Consider the following 15,339-nt stretch of genomic DNA (forward strand, 5'->3'; position numbering starts at 1 on the left):
GTGGTTGCGTGTATCAGTCCACTTGAGGACGCGGCTGTACCGCGAATTCCGGAACAATGTGAGTACCCAGCTCCTCAATGACTTCCTCAGCAGGGCGCTTTCCGTATTTGAGGTTCAGGATAACGTGGTCCACCCCGATCTCCTCAAGCGACTCCAGCAAAAAACGCAGATGGTAGCGTCCCAGTTTGAACCCTAAATGAATGCGGGTGGGCGGCGTGGATGGCGTCTCGTCAAGGTCGATATAAAGCGACTGAGCGAAGGGCTTATAGACGGCGCCACATTGCTTCATCACCTCACGTCGCCAGTCTTCGACGATCAACCGCTGCATGTTCGGTATGCGTGGATAGTTGATCCATCCGAGGCTTTCGCGCGCGATCCAGTCCAGCGACTGGCGACTGTTTCCAGTCACAAGCATTGGAATGGATTGGGTTGTGGGTTTGGGAATCAAGTCAGCGCCCTGCATCTCACCACCGCTCCAGCGGATGGGTTCGAAGCTGGTGCTGTGGGCGCGGCGGATCACCTCATAGTGCTCTCGAAAGATCTCTCCGCGCCTTTCGGGATCGACGCCGAAAGCTAAAAACTCCACCGGACGATCGCCGGAAGCCACCCCCAGAATCAAGCGACCTGCACTCAGTTGATCGACGCTGGCAGATGCCTTGGCGGTGTGCAACGGATGGCGCAACGGTATGGCAATGGACGCAGTGCCAAGCGCAATCTCAGACGTATGCGCGGCCATATAGCCCAGATAAACCCAAGGGTCGAACAGTTGGCCAACATCGCCGAAACCGGGATCCCGAAGAGGCACATCACGAAACCAGAGCGCGCAGAAACTCAACGCCTCTGCTCGTTTGGCCAAAGCGACCTGGTTGAGCATGCTGGGCGTATCCCCATCGAAGGCCTCCAAAGGGAAAAACAATCCAAGGCTCAAATGACCCTGAGTAAAGGTCCGGCTGAACCCTCGATGCTGCTGATAAGTAATGGTACTCGGCCGATACATACTGATTTCCTCAATGGGAGAACGTGAACAGCGGCCTCATTTCCAGCGGGGCTGCGGCATCGGTCGCTTGAGAACGACAGGTGGGGAGTGCTTAAAACGTTTACCCGTTGTGCGGTAAATGTTGGTCGGGCGGGACGTGTTAAGGGGCCAGTGGCTGGCGATACACGCGGACAGGTCCAGATCGCACGAACGGACGGTCAGAAGGGAATCTGATTGCCCCAGCCTTTGCCTCAACTGAGTAAAGGCGTGGGGTAATCCAACAAGCGTAGGCGGGTTTGCAATGATTCGCCATGCTGATTGTGACCATGAAGCGCGAGCGACTGTCGAGGCACCACGAATGGCAGCAGTTGAAAAATCTTTGCACCAACTTTGAGAGATCAAACGATTGCCTGAGCTGTGATCTGCAAACAGATCCCGCGACGGAGGACACCAGACTCGATTCTCACGCTAGCGTTTAAGGATGAGCCTGATTATTCCAACGCCATGAATGGCGTTCCTCCGATCAACACGACCTCGCTGACGCCCGGGTTTTTTCGCCGTTTGGCCAGACCATCGCTCTGGGTGGTGTTTATTCGGATCTGGATACAACCGTCGTTAGAAGCGTGCCGTTTCTGTGTAAAACCCCAGGCTTCAAATGGTTGTTTTCCAGCAGTTCGACCGTGTCGACCAGCACTGAGCTGGTTCTCTTTCTCACGCCGGTACTGGTTGTTGAGTGATCTGAATTTCGACCCTCCTTGAGGAGGGTCTTAGCCGGTGCTGTTGCAGCACCAGGGCAGGACGTTTTTACATCGTCATCGACGAACTGGTTTGATCCAGCAACGGGTGCGATCGTGAGATCCCTGTAACCACCCGATTACTACCAGCATATTGTGAGCTATTGTTTGGTTTTCTTGTTATAGCCAAACTAAGCAGCCATTTAGTGTGGTTATAGCTTATTATTAGTGGAGTAGGGTAGCTCACAAGATGATCTACGGATAGCTCATCCTTGTTCGTTATCTTCCAAGCATGTTCGGTATCTTTCAAGCACACGTCTCATCGGTAAAAGCCCCGTAAATCAACGGCTATAGCCATCTGAGGTGCCTATTCAAAGGAGTATTCAATGGGTCATTTTCCAAGCTGGATGCTTCAAGGCGCTCATCATTACCTGAAAGCTTCTGAGGTTCTGGACGCGCAGAACCTACCGCACGTTGCCCAGGTCAATGCGGCGATTGGTATGGAAATTCTGCTCAAGAGCTTTATTTCCGTGCCTGACCAACATCCAGGTACATCCGGCGAGACCTACAAACTCGACTCTGCAGCGCTGGCCGCGGCTCACCAACATCTGAAAAGCGTCGGCAAAACCAGCCATAAAACGGCTGATAAGCACGATCTATTGACGTTGTTTCATGCGATGCCCGAAGCGATTCGTAGCAGCTTGTCCCTGGACAGCCAGGAAGATTCCTTCGAGAGATACCGCGACGTGTTCACTCACCAACAGCCGGCATCCGTATGAGTCGAGCAGCTGGAAATTTTCCGACCCGGTGCTGATGAGGTTGCTGCAGTGGACGCTGTCCAATGTGGTTGGGTATTACGAGGCGCAAGGTTCTCAGGATCAGTTCGTCCTGAATTACATCGTTGAGGTGCAGGCACGAGCTGCGGCACAGTGAATCGAGGCTTGGGCGTGGCTTCAAATCTGAACACCAGAGCCCCCCAGTCCTGTATAGGACAGTACGCATAATGTATATTATGTTAAATCGAGTATTTGGGTCCGATAACCTTATCCCCATTCTCACCAGCTCCCGAAAGCCAGACTTCGCTGAATCGACCATGCTCTCCCGAACCTACCCGTTACATTCCATGCTTCCAACACCTTCCAGCTTCGTAACCCGCCATCGCTGATTATCCGGTTTGAACACCATAACGCTGCAGCCAAAAACCTGTCTCAAATCTCACCGTCCGGTCATCCATCGCTCTCGGTTTACGACTGAGGTTACGACGCTCCACTGAACTCAACTGAACCTGTGATCACTGAGGAGCGCATAACAGCGTTGGGTAGTTGGAGATCCTGCTGAATATGTCAGAGCGCTGATGCGAATCCAAAACCAGGTGGTGAGAACTCTCTTGCGTGAGGATATGCAAATCAGTCTAGAAAACCGCTATCCGACACTTTAATTGCTTCGACTATAAGTTTGGATATCAGGGCTAACGCTCAGCATAAGGCGAGCCAGAGTCGGATAATCTACAACACAGCAGCGCAGCCCGGCTTCGATCACGGCCTGCGCGCCCTTCTCTCCTGCGTATTCGCTGATGCAGAAGCAAGCACAGACTCTGTCTCCACCGCAAAAATGATCTCTCATGCAGAGGCCAGCGTCAGAATATTTGACTTCAGCATGCAAGCTCCTCGTTACGCGTCCGGCGCTAAAGGGGTTGTACTGATCAGTGCCGATCAGCCTCACTGGCTGCTTCTTCGATTAGATCGGCAATCTCGCGGGGATGGGAAATCAGAGACACATGGCTGGCAGCCAGTTCAATCGTATGGGCATTTATGCGCTTAGCCATGAACAGTTGCAGTTCAGGGTTGATAGTTCGGTCCTGGGTTGATACGGCATACCAGCTGGGTTTGCTCTGCCACGCAGCTGCATTAGTCTTTGCGGTGGCGATGGCCTTAGCGAAAGGTTGCTGGACTGAAAAGAATACGTTGGCTTCCTGCTTGGGCAAGTCCCCGGCGAAGTCCTGCAGGAAGGCTTGCTGGGACAACACACCAAAACCGTCGGCAGACCACTGGAGCCCCTTGGCAGCAGGAGCCGGGGGAAATTTAGCGGCCAAGGCTGGATAGTCTTCCCCGGCTTCCGGGGCACGAGCAGCGACATACACTAGCCCTTTGACTTTGGGGTCTACGCCAGCCTGGCTGATGACCATACCACCATAGGAGTGAGCGACGAGAATCGTCGGGCCATCCTGCAGGGCCAGTGTGCGCTTGACGGCGTCCACGTCGGCCTCGAGCGATGTTGTGGGATTTTGCACGGCTGTCACCCGATATCCCTTGGCCTGCAGCAATGGAATGACCTTTGCCCAGCTTGATCCGTCGGCATACAGGCCATGCACCAGCACAATATTCTTGACCCCGAGCCCCGCAATGGTGCCGTTGTCGGGCGCTTTCTCTGCCGCCGAAACGGTGAGCGAAAGCACTATGGCCAACAGGGTTGAACAGGCTACGACATGCTTTTTCATCATGAACTCCATTTAATTGAGACGCTCAGCGCCAGTGATTGATGTTGTGTCAGTTGCAAGTTCTGTCGTGCAGGCCACTCAGCCATTGCGGCGACGGGCCTGCGTCGCCAGCAGGCAAATGCCGCAATCGGAAGGTAGAACGCACCAAAAGCTACGCAAGGCGCGAACTCACCAACGCTTCGCAAAGCCGAATGCCTGATAAGAAAAACCACCCGGCAAGGCGGAATGTGAAACGCTGCGGATCAAGACCCATTGCGTACCCTGCACCTCCAGTAACCTCGGTCGGCGTTTACTCGTTCGACGCTCGTGATCTCCGCTACGGCTTGTTGCCAGCACTGACTGACAAGCGTCTGTACAACTCAACTTTGGTGGCAAAGCGGTGGTGAACGCTGGTAGATGTATTCCCACAAACTCGGAGATGCCGGAGTCACCGAAGCCGCGGTAGTTGGCCGCGATGATCAGTAGGCGATCACAATGGCGAATTTCACAACAAGCGTTAAGCAAATTCCCTAATCAACCCTACCTTCTAGTAGGGTGCCAGTCAAGATTTAAGGCTATAAGGCTCACGGCTGGTAGCAACAGCCGTGCTTTGAAACGGTTGGCTCCTTGACTCGCAGTGGATGACTGAAGTGCGGAATGATGCGGGCTTCCCCAGGGAGAGAATGACTAAGATCGTAACTGTGTGCTTGACGTGCGAAACCTGATTATCTTCCTCTAGCTGTGGCCTACATCGTTGCTTTCGCAGCCGAAATACCGTTTCTCAAATCCGCTCACGCCACTGCTCGTACAAATATGTACGTTGGGATTGCAGCGATGGCAGTCCCGTAGCGATCCTCTGGTCCTCATACTGGTCCGAACACACACCTCCCCTGCTGGGCTCGAGGAAACGGTCGAGCATCGCAGATGCTGTTGCATTGAGGCCTACCTTCTAGTAGGTTTGTTGGCACTTGGGCTCTGGACTGCTCGATGATTCACTGCTGACAGCCGTGAGAACTGCGGCCCGAAGCCGACTCGCACAGTTCGGTTACGAAATCGATCTGTTATTAAGGACTACGTGAGGACCACGCAGGGACTTCAAAAAGTACAGCTTAAGAGAGGACATTTCGTGGACACACCAGACGTCGGCACCCAACTTTCGACATTCCGACAGACCATCGACAATATTGACGCCGCATTGATCCATATGCTCGCCGAGCGCTTTCGTTGCACTGACCAGGTTGGAGTGCTCAAGGCAAAACATCAACTGCCGGCGGTTGATAAGGGACGTGAGCGCCGTCAATACGAACGGCTCACCCGCCTGGCTGAGGAAGCCAATCTCGATTCTGGCTTCGTTGAAAAACTGATGGAATTCGTGATCAGTGAGGTGGTACAGCGCCACCGTCAAATAGCCGCCGTCGAGCAAGCCACAAGTACTGATCAGGCTGACGCTCCCCAGTTCACCTGATTTGAGACTCGACTGAATTCTTCAAGAAATCTGCAGGCCATTAAACCTTTGCACCCATTGCTTTTCCGCAGATGCGCGAAGAACAAAGAGACATTTTCCATGATGAAAGTTTTGATGAGATCAGCGCTGCTTCTCCTGACTTTCATCGGCCTGCCCTCTTTGGCTGACCCAGCATTGCCAAAGGTCGCCAAGAACAGACCGCATGAGATGACACACTGATTCGAGGCTCCGAAGAGGCTGTGCATCTCTAGACCTTCCGCTCCCGCTGCAACACGGTGATAGCTTTCAATCACGTCGATAAGGTGAAGTAGATGAATTGGCCATCGATCAATGAGATCCGCATGTTCACGCCGCTCCCCACTGGCTACCGCTGGGATTTGTTGAGGCTTGAAGAGATCGACAGCGCAATATCCTTCTTTAAAACATGGTTTCCTTCCATCTCTGCGGGGATGGGTAGCTCCTTCATGGACGAATCTTTCTATAAAGAAAAAGCCGTAGGCGCTGACCGCAGCACCACCACAATCCTTGCCTTGGTCGTTCGCCACAGCGATGAAATCGTCGCCATCGCAACATGGGAAAAGATCGACGGCGCAGACGTGATCTTCGGCCGCGTTGGTGCGGTTGCCCGCCCGCATCGACAATCCAGTCTGGCAGTAGCCGCCCAAGAGCTTGGCGAGAAGATGGGCAGACACATGGGCGCAGGGTTGATCTACGGCATGGCGACTACCAGAACTCCCTATATGCAACAAGCTTTGGAACGGGCCGGTTACAAAGCGGTGGGTATAATGCCTGGATTCGATCTTGAAGAAACCGAGCCGGGCACCCTCCTTCGCATCTATGAAGTCATTTATGTCAAGCAACTCGCACCAGCAGATGCCTTTCTTGTGCCTTTGAAGCAGAACTTCACTCCTACCGTCGCTAGGCTCTACGCAGAGATTTTCGAAGAGAGTTAAAAAAGCTTCGATGTTCAACGAGTTGATCGTCACTTGCGGATATCCCCAGAGCAAATAGTCTGAGTCTTGAGTGGGTCAGTTTGGTCACCAGCCTTCAGGCGAAGTGAACTGAGGTTTCGGAAAACAGTTGGTGCATGGAACGTGGTTGTAACGGTTGACATGGTTTGAGGCCATGAAGGCCAGGCAAACACGTAATGCGTAAGGGCTTGATATAAGGCGTGCGTCGAGGAGACGAAAAATGAGGAAAATACTGATTGTCGGAGCCGGCCAGTCTGGACTTTTATTAGCGCTCGGACTGCAGTCGGCTGGCTATTCAGTGACGTTAATTAGCAATCGGACTGCTGACGAGATCAGAGATGGAAACATTCTTTCAACGCAGTGCCTTTTTGGTGCCTCGCTGAGCCATGAGCAGAATCAGGGTCTGGATTTTTGGTCAGAGGTCGCACCGAAGATTACTGGTATCGGTGTTTCCTTAGATGGCGGCCAGGGAGGACGGGCAGTGAATTGGGTTGGCAGCCTGAATCGTGCCGCACAGTCTGTCGATCAGCGCTTGAAGATGTCTCAATGGCTTTCCTTATTTGCGGAGAGAGGTGGGAATGTTGTCATTCGGGAAGTCACCCGGGAAATATTATGCAAGTTCGCCCGTGATTATGATTTGACCTTAGTGGCATCTGGCAGAGGCGAATTATCGACACTGTTCAGACGAGACGAAACTCGATCAAGATTCAGTACAGCTCAAAGATCACTCGCTGCAGCTTATGTTCATGGGATGACCCCGAGCGCAGACGACACATTGGAGGCTGTACGATGTAACTTGATACCCGGCGTTGGCGAGCTGTTTGTGATGCCCTGCCACACGCATACAGGGAGTTGCGGTATTCTTTTGTGGGAAGCTGTCCCCGGAGGAACCCTGGACTCGTTCTCCAAAAATATTACTGCCAGTCAGCATCTCCAGCATACGCTGGCGCTGATGAAACGTTTTACACCTTGGGAGTACGATCGCTCGAAAAACGTGCAACTGACAGATGCTAATGCCACGTTAACCGGATCGATCACTCCAGCCGTCCGACAACCGGTAGCTGAGATTGAATCAGGACTGTTCGTATCAGCAATCGCCGACGCTGCCGTTACAAACGATCCGATCACCGGACAAGGCGCAAATAATGCCGTTAAATGCGCCCAGGTATATTTGGAAGCGATCATCCGGCAAGGCGATAAAGATTTTGACGCTGAATTTATGCAATGTACCTTTGAACGTTACTGGGGAGTTGTGGCCTCTTCTGTAAAGTGGACCAATGCTATGCTGACACCGCCTCCAGCACACGTTTCAGAGCTGTTGCTGGCAGCTAATGATGAAACACGCATCGCTGACCGTTTTGCCAACAGTTTTGACAACCCCTCAGATTTAGAAAATTGGTTCTTCGATCCTGTCAAGTTTCATCAGTATTTGAGAAGCCTCTAAGCGCTTATCAGGTTAAACAACTGTGGGAGTGTGACATTTCACTTGCGCCCGCATATTTGTAGCCCGAAGCTCCCAACCTGTGAACGTGCTCCGGTAATGCGCCCAAAGACCCGTCGACGGTGCCGTCGATGCAGAACGTTACCGTATTGAATGGTTGCATCAGATCGGTCGAGCCAAGTCAGAATGCTTCATGCAGAACCTTCAGACCTACCCTTCATCGGCGGGCGCGCCCTCTGTCAAATGACAAAGGATTTACGCGGTCTGACTCATGTTTGAAACAGTGGGTGAACGGTGCGCAAATCAAGTGGCATCGTGAGCGTCCCTGGAATCTCAACCATTGGAGTCACCATGAGCCTAGCTAAACCTGCAGCGACTGATACCAATACGCTTTCTGTAGTCGGGACTGACGGTCCAGATGTACTCGATGGCACTGCCATTGGCGAGACCATTCATGGCGCAGGCGGCGATGATCGCCTCAACGGCGGCGGCGGCGGTGACCACCTGTACGGTGACGATGGCGATGATGTCATCTCAGGTGGCCTGGGTCGCGACACGCTTTCTGGAGGGGCGGGAGCCGACACCTTCGTTTTTTCCAATATCAGCGAGAGTCATGAAGGCGGCGGTACGAGCTTCTCCGACCTGATCCTGGACTTCTCAAGCGATGACCGCATCGATGTGTCCGCGTTGGGATTCACCGGATTAGGCAATGGCCATGATCATACGCTGAGAGTTGAAGTTAACGACGCCGGCACCCGCACCTACCTCAAGTCCTACGCATACGACGAAGGAGGTGACCGCTTTCAGCTGTCTTTCGAAGGGGATGTCAGCCAGTACCTCACTCAAGATCACATCATCGGTAACGGCGCAGAAGACGTGATCAACAGCGGCCCAGGCGCCAATACCCTGAGGGGCGGCGCGGGCGCTGACACTTTTGTCTACGACCACCTTAACGACAGCTATCAACGCGACGGCCTTAGCCAATCCGACTTGATCCTTGATTTTACCGCCAAGGACCGCGTCGACGTGTCTGCCTTGGAGTTCACCGGATTAGGCAACGGCCATGACCATACGCTGAGGGTCGAGGTTGATGCTGCAGGCGCCCGTACCTACCTCAAGTCCTATGACGCTGATGAAAGCGGCAGCCGCTTTCAAGTGTCATTCGAGGGCGATGTCAGCCAATACCTTAAAGGCGACGGTATCGTTTTCGCCCCCAATGCCTCCAGTGCCGCGACAGCGCCGAGCGACCAGACAACACCGCCAGCCCCTGAGCTGGCGGACGACGCGGCGACCTTCCAGTTACTGGGCATGGCAGAGCAAATTCATTCCGGCATAGGCTGATCCGCGCGGGTCGTGTCAAGCGGCGTAGTCAAGCGAGGGCTGCCCTGATAGCGCGGTGGCCTTCTTCCTACCCCACAGCATCGTGACCAGAAGACCGTGCGAACTGGATGACTCCTAGCGCCGAGAAAGCGGTCCGCATTCACGAATCCCAGGCGAAACAAACAGTGTCCGCAGGGGTGCCGTCCGTTCTCAGTCTTGCACAGCCCATGGCGGCCACGACGACCGTTGCGGGGCTTTCTCGAAGCGCGCCTACAACCATTTACCGGGCCAATACTGGTTAGGCTTGAAGCCGACGATGGTCTTTTCTCTGCCAGCCATGCCCGTTACCCCGGTTCACAGCGAGTGCAGGCCGACCGGGCGGATATGAGATACTCCGCAGCCCGACCACAAACCGCACTTTAAGGCCTGCGCATATCCTACGGCACTCCCCAAGACCTGGTACTTACGCTCGCGCTGAGCTCACTGCTCGACGATCAGGTCCGCGATGGGCATTACGCTACGGTTGCCGATGCCCGGCGTGCCGTTTCGAGGATTATGCAAGCGTCCAGCTCCACCGATCGTGACGTGCTGGCTGAAGCCGTGGCTGAGTCGGCGCTTCACGATTCCATGGATTTCGCGCGCCTGGCCCTGTCCGCTGTGAGCGGCGTCGGGGTCTGGACCTATGAAATATCCACTGACTGCTTCTACTGCGATGCGGGAATCAGCGAGCTGTACGGAATAGATCCGGTGCAGGCGGCAACGGGAATCAAGCGTCAGGACTTCCTTGCGAACGTGCATCCGGACGACCTTCTCGCCCTGCGCAAGACCATGGCTGGCGGTCTGGTCGACAGCGGTGACCTTGAGCTGGAATACCGCATCGTGCATCCCGACGGCGGCGTGCGATGGGTCCTGTCCCGTGGCCACACGTATTTCAGCACCGCCGGCGAGCCGATTCGTCGTACGGGTGTCGGTATTGAAATGACGGCCCAGCGATTATTGGAGCAACAACTCAGGCAAAGTCAGAAAATGGAAGCGGTCGGCCAACTCACAGGCGGACTCGCTCACGACTTCAACAACATGCTCGCCGGCGTGATGGGCAGTCTGGACATGCTCAGGGCGCGGATCGAGCAGGGTCGGATAGATGAAACGGCACGTTACCTTGATGCCGCGCAAGGCGCTTCTCGCCGGGCCGCCGCGTTGACTCACCGTCTGCTGGCATTTTCACGCCGGCAAACGCTGGCGCCTGCGTTCACGAATCTAAGTGTTCTTGCCAACGGCATGCTCGATCTCATTCGAAGCACCGTGGGCCCCTCGGTTGACGTCGAGATTCACAGCGAGCCAACGCAATGGCTGAGCCTGGTGGACCCCAATCAGCTGGAAAACGCCCTGCTCAATCTGTGTATCAATGCGCGGGATGCGATGGCGTCAGTGGGTACGCTGACCATCCGCACGGGCACCTGTGTTTTGAACATGGCGGCTGCGGCTGACCGTGACCTGCCCGCCGGCGACTACAACGTCCTGAGTGTCAGCGACAACGGCAGCGGCATGAGCGACGAGGTCATCGCCCACGCTTTCGAGCCTTTCTTCACCACCAAGCCAATGGGCGAAGGGACTGGACTTGGGCTTTCCATGATTCATGGATTCGTGCGCCAGTCAGGTGGCAACATCCACATCGAGTCGACTCTGGGGCTGGGCACCACGATGACCCTTTTGCTGCCTCGTTCACTGGCGGACAGCGTTGCACAGGACGTGCCCCACGCCCCGTTGCGTCAGACACCGAACGACCGCAAAGCGACCGTGCTGGTGATTGAAGATGACGCCATCATCCGAATGCTGATTACCGACGCGCTGAAAGACCTGAGATACGACGTCTATGACGCCGATGACGGCCCAAAAGGCTTGCAGTGGGTTCAGTCCGGGCAGCACTTTGACCTGCTGATCACCGACGTCGGACTGCGAGGCGGTATCAATGGCCGTCAGGTCGCCGACGCTACGAGATCGCTGCGTCCAGACCTCACGGTTCTTTTTATCACCGGCTACGTTCAAGACGCGCTCAGCTGGGAGAGCATGCTCGAACCGGGCATGCACTTGATGACCAAACCCTTTCAGATCGACGAGTTGACGCGCCGGGTCGCCTGCTTCGTGGCTGACATCGCCGGGTGATTTCAAGCCGCGGGTTCATCCCCGACGGCGCCCTCGCCCGTCTCATCCAAAGTTCTTGCAAGCTGGCTCTGTACCTCATCGAGTCGCCTGGCCAGATCGACTTCCCGATGAGTTGCCAGCGCGGCGGCGAGCGTAAGCGCCTTGATCTCTTCCCGGAGCTGCACGGCCTGGTCTTTGTGATGCTCAATGATCGCTGACGCCTTCGCCTCGCTGAGTGTGAGCTTTTGAACCTGCGTGCTCAGTGAGTCAACGTGTTTGCCCTGCGCGCGCGATGCTTCGGCTTGCTGACGAGCTTCACTCAGCAGGCGCTCGTTGTCGCGGTTCAAGCGGGTCAGCTCGTCTTGCTTGATTGTCTGCGCCTGTTGCAACTCACGGAGTTCAAGCTGTAACTGCTGCAACTGTCCTTCATGCCGATGCGCTTCCTGATCGCGCTGCTCTTCGACGGCATCGCGATAATGCTGCAGCGCATCCCGCGCATGCACATGCTTCTCTTCCAGCGAACGAATCTGTTCGTCCTTGTCCAGCACGCGCACTTCAAGGTCAGCACAGTGTTGGCTCAGCCTCGCATTTCGGGTGATCTCGGTCTGCAAACTGGAATGACACGTGTGCAGCTCGGAGGTCTGCGCCTGCAGCGCCACGTGCTGACTGTCGTACTGACGTTGCAGCGTGGCCAGTTCACGCTGGGTCGCGGCGAGCCTGGCTTCCAGCGCCTGACGCTGCGCATCGAATTCGGCCTGAGCCAGAACGACCGCCTGCCCACCCTCTTCCACCAGCCGCGCCAGCAAGCGGCTGACAAGTGTTGAAAGCTCCTCGCTCAACCGCTCCGTCGACCCTTGTGGTCGCGGATCGGCGCTGTCGATTTCGCGCAGATAGCGATGAATCGTGGTTTTCGAGCCGGTATTGCCCAGCTCAACCCGTACCGCATCGATACTCGGATGCTCACCCCGCGCGATGATCGATTGCCGCGCCTTGTGCACGATTGTCTTGTCGATTCCGCCACGTGCCATGCTTGTTATCTCGGTTACGTACTGTGGTACGTATTCTAGTGGTACGTAATGGTGGTGTCGAATTCTATAACTCTAAAGCAACGGTCGTTTCAGCCCCTCGCTGCCCCCCGTACAAAAGTGAACGGCCGGGGTGCAGCAATGGCAGTCCCGCCGCAGTTCCGCGCCTCGCATACTGAATTCCACATGCGACTTCAACTCACATCGAGGGACTCAACATGCACATTGGTTTCATCGGGACAGGCAGCATGGGCCGAGCAATCATTCCACTGCTGATCAAGGCGGGCTATCGCGTCAGTGCCTGGAATCGCAGCCGCGACGCCTTGGCGAATCTGCAGGGCGTGAACGCGCTGGACTCACCGTCCGAGGCGTTCCAGGGCGATGTGGCGATCAGCATGCTGGCCGATGATCGCGCCTTTAACGAGGTGCTGCTTGCTTCAGGGGCGCTGCAGCGCGCGGATCAGCGATGCATCCACATCGTCATGTCCACCCTCTCGCCGCAGCTCATGGAAACGTTACAAGCACGCCATGACGAATTGGGCATCCCGCTCATCGCTGCGCCGGTGTTCGGCGTACCCGCCGTGGCCGCCCGTGGAGAGATGAACATCATGGTCGCGGGGCCACAGTCCGCTATCACCAAGGTCCAGCCGATCCTTGACGTATTGGGTAAGAAAACCTGGCCTCTGGGCACGCAGCCCGTTCAGGCATGCATCGCGAAAATCGCGGGCAACATGATGATCACGCAGGCCATCCAGTCTCTGGGCGAAGCCAGCTCGCTCGCCGAGCGTCACGGGCTGCCCAAGGCCACGTTCATTGAGCTGATGACGCAGACCCTGTTCGCCAGCCCCAGTTATCAGCGCTATGGGCAGAACATCGTCAACGGCACGTTCGAACCGGGCTTCAAGATGTCTCTGGGTCTGAAGGACATCAACCTGGCGGTCGATGCTGCTCATTGCAAAAATCTGGAACTCCCGGCTGCCGACGTGGTGCGAGCAAAGATGACGGCGGCCGTGGCGCGCGGCTTCGGGGACAAGGATTGGTCCATGTTCGCACTGGAATCCGTCACTCGCTCAGCGCAGGCATCTGATCAGCCCTGGCTGACAGCCCCCGTGACACGCTCACGCCGCGGCCACTTCTGGGTCACCGGGGCTCGCGTCACTCAGAACGGCAGGCAATACCAGAAAGGCCCCATGTATGTCGCCTGGCAAGCGCCGGAATTCGTCACTCAGCCCTACCCCATCGTCCTGGTCCACGGCGGCACCCTGCAAGGCACCGAATGGCTGGATACGCCCGATGGTCGACCTGGCTGGGCCCAGCGATTTGTAGAAGCGGGTTTTGTGGTGTTCTGCGTGGACAGGCCTGGCCATGGCCGCTCGCCGTATCATCCGGACATACTGGGGCCGATGGGGCCTGCCTTCTCTTATGAACGTGCCCGCGAAGTCTATTTCCCGGACGGCGGCGCTGAGAGCCAATGGCCGTTTGCGCCGGACGACGATGAAGCTTTCGACGCGTTCATGGCCAGTTACGGCCCGATGCCGGCCGACCTGGCCGCTTCGCAGACGCTGGACGCGGATCGCTTGTCCCAGCTGCTGGACAGGATCGGCAAGGCCATCATCGTGACCCATTCCGCTTCCGGACCCAGTGGCTGGTTGATCGCCGATCGCCGACCTGATTCAGTGGCGGCCATCGTGGCGGTAGAGCCCATGGGCCCGGTGTTTGGCCACACGCCTGGAATCGGAACGCTGGAATGGGGCCTGACGGCGGCGCCGATCGCGTTCGACCCACCGCGAGAAACGCCCGATCAGGTACGCACGGCCGACCCTGCCACCCTGAAAGTGCCCGCCTTGAAGGACATGCCAGTGGCCTTGGTCACGGGCGAAACGTCAATGTTCGCCTCATTCACCTCCAGCATCGTTCCGTTTCTGCAAACAGCAGGCGCACAGGTGGACCACCTGGACCTGCCGGCCTTGGGCATTCATGGTAACGGGCACGGGTTGGTGTATGAGCGTAACAGCGACGAGTCATTCGAGGTTGTCGCACAATGGCTGGCCAGGACGATGAGCGCGCCTGGCCCGGCGTGAGCGTCCGAAGTTTGCCAATCTCCGGGGCATGTTGAGCCCCATTTTTTAAGGGCGTGTGCTGAGGGAACGACGCACGCACCCTTTGTTACGTTTGAAGCAGATGAACGCGGTGATCAAACCTTGCTTGATCACCGGTTGATCGAATGGCTTGGCTGATGCTCTCGCCGAGGCAGTTTCAAACCTTGAAACGACTTGCGACTTACGCTTGCTGCGATGCGAAAGGTTCGTTGCCCGCAACGGGCACCCAGTCTTTCAGAGGCGTCAGGTAGTGGAGTTCGAAATGCCTCGACGTGAATGCCCACTTCCCTGCCCGACGTTCGAAGGTGTCGTGGTAGAGCCCGCTGACTTGTACGGGGCCTTTCTCGACATCGTAAAACACGCAGTCCGCCGCGACTGTCCCTGTCGCGCTGTCGCCGTCGATCCGGATCAGAGGGTTGGCCATCCAGTGGTGCATGTGGGGCATTTGACGCCAGCTGTTTTCAGCCATCAGCAAAATGTCGTCACGGTTTGAGGCGCTGCCGAAACCTGGCAAATCAAGGCTGGAATCAGCGTGCCAGATGCTCTGTAGAAGCGCCCTGTCCAGGCGATCGAATGCGTTTGCGTAGGCAGAAATCAGGGTTTCGATAGCCGCGCGACTTTCCAGCGCGTCCAGTCGAGCGAGCAGCTGTTCGGTGTTCATGACGTTATCCTCCTGGGGATCACCCTGTC

The 15,339-nt window shown here is 56.2% G+C and carries 11 protein-coding genes and 1 pseudogene; 8 read left to right on the forward strand and 4 right to left on the reverse strand.

Translation table 11 applies throughout. The features are described 5' to 3' along the window. Nucleotides 1-13 precede the first annotated feature (13 nt). Nucleotides 14-997, reverse strand: coding sequence for an LLM class oxidoreductase (locus tag BMZ10_RS03235; protein ID WP_093458602.1), 984 nt, complete (start codon nucleotides 995-997; stop codon nucleotides 14-16). A 548-nt stretch (nucleotides 998-1,545) separates the two neighbouring features. Here BMZ10_RS03235 and BMZ10_RS28145 point away from each other — a divergent pair. Together BMZ10_RS28145 and BMZ10_RS03245 are read left to right on the forward strand one after the other, a co-directional pair. Next, nucleotides 1,546-1,713 (forward strand): annotated as a pseudogene (locus BMZ10_RS28145) (pilus modification protein PilQ); the annotation flags it as partial. A 383-nt stretch (nucleotides 1,714-2,096) separates the two neighbouring features. Continuing rightward, nucleotides 2,097-2,489, forward strand: a complete 393-nt coding sequence (locus BMZ10_RS03245; RefSeq protein ID WP_256214318.1) for a hypothetical protein — start codon at nucleotides 2,097-2,099, stop codon at nucleotides 2,487-2,489. A gap of 923 nt (nucleotides 2,490-3,412) precedes the next feature. On the opposite strand, the gene BMZ10_RS03250 is transcribed toward BMZ10_RS03245, so the two are convergent. Further along, entirely contained in the window at nucleotides 3,413-4,114 is a 702-nt protein-coding gene (locus tag BMZ10_RS03250; protein WP_256214419.1) for an alpha/beta fold hydrolase, read from the reverse strand. 1,198 nt (nucleotides 4,115-5,312) lie between these two features. Between BMZ10_RS03250 and BMZ10_RS03255 the strand changes: the two genes are divergently transcribed. The 5 genes from BMZ10_RS03255 to BMZ10_RS03275 all read left to right on the forward strand — a co-directional run bounded on the left by BMZ10_RS03255 (nucleotide 5,313) and on the right by BMZ10_RS03275 (nucleotide 11,546). Beyond that, on the forward strand, nucleotides 5,313-5,651 hold the full coding sequence (locus BMZ10_RS03255; protein ID WP_093459943.1) for a chorismate mutase: 339 nt from the start codon (nucleotides 5,313-5,315) through the stop codon (nucleotides 5,649-5,651). Between the two features lie 311 nt (nucleotides 5,652-5,962). Beyond that, nucleotides 5,963-6,604, forward strand: a complete 642-nt coding sequence (locus BMZ10_RS03260) for a hypothetical protein (protein ID WP_143070247.1) — start codon at nucleotides 5,963-5,965, stop codon at nucleotides 6,602-6,604. 238 nt (nucleotides 6,605-6,842) lie between these two features. Then, nucleotides 6,843-8,066 (forward strand): styrene monooxygenase/indole monooxygenase family protein, encoded by a 1,224-nt coding sequence (locus tag BMZ10_RS03265; protein ID WP_093458606.1) that lies wholly within the window; start codon nucleotides 6,843-6,845, stop codon nucleotides 8,064-8,066. A gap of 348 nt (nucleotides 8,067-8,414) precedes the next feature. Further along, nucleotides 8,415-9,404, forward strand: a complete 990-nt coding sequence (locus BMZ10_RS03270; RefSeq protein ID WP_093458607.1) for a M10 family metallopeptidase C-terminal domain-containing protein — start codon at nucleotides 8,415-8,417, stop codon at nucleotides 9,402-9,404. A 534-nt stretch (nucleotides 9,405-9,938) separates the two neighbouring features. After that, complete coding sequence (locus tag BMZ10_RS03275; RefSeq protein WP_093458609.1) at nucleotides 9,939-11,546, forward strand: PAS domain-containing hybrid sensor histidine kinase/response regulator; 1,608 nt, start codon at nucleotides 9,939-9,941, stop codon at nucleotides 11,544-11,546. A 2-nt stretch (nucleotides 11,547-11,548) separates the two neighbouring features. On the opposite strand, the gene BMZ10_RS03280 is transcribed toward BMZ10_RS03275, so the two are convergent. After that, nucleotides 11,549-12,553: a DNA-binding protein gene (locus BMZ10_RS03280; protein WP_093458610.1), complete on the reverse strand. Its 1,005-nt coding sequence runs from the start codon at nucleotides 12,551-12,553 to the stop codon at nucleotides 11,549-11,551. A 215-nt stretch (nucleotides 12,554-12,768) separates the two neighbouring features. Here BMZ10_RS03280 and BMZ10_RS27825 point away from each other — a divergent pair, with 215 nt between their 5' ends. Further along, nucleotides 12,769-14,631, forward strand: coding sequence for an alpha/beta fold hydrolase (locus tag BMZ10_RS27825; RefSeq protein ID WP_218147162.1), 1,863 nt, complete (start codon nucleotides 12,769-12,771; stop codon nucleotides 14,629-14,631). A 199-nt stretch (nucleotides 14,632-14,830) separates the two neighbouring features. On the opposite strand, the gene BMZ10_RS03295 is transcribed toward BMZ10_RS27825, so the two are convergent. Next, nucleotides 14,831-15,310 carry a nuclear transport factor 2 family protein gene (locus BMZ10_RS03295; RefSeq protein WP_093458611.1) on the reverse strand — a complete coding sequence of 160 codons (480 nt, stop codon included), beginning with the start codon at nucleotides 15,308-15,310 and terminating at the stop codon, nucleotides 14,831-14,833. Nucleotides 15,311-15,339 lie beyond the last annotated feature (29 nt).

Origin of the sequence: Pseudomonas sp. NFR16 (assembly GCF_900108875.1) — a bacterium.
GTDB lineage: Bacteria > Pseudomonadota > Gammaproteobacteria > Pseudomonadales > Pseudomonadaceae > Aquipseudomonas.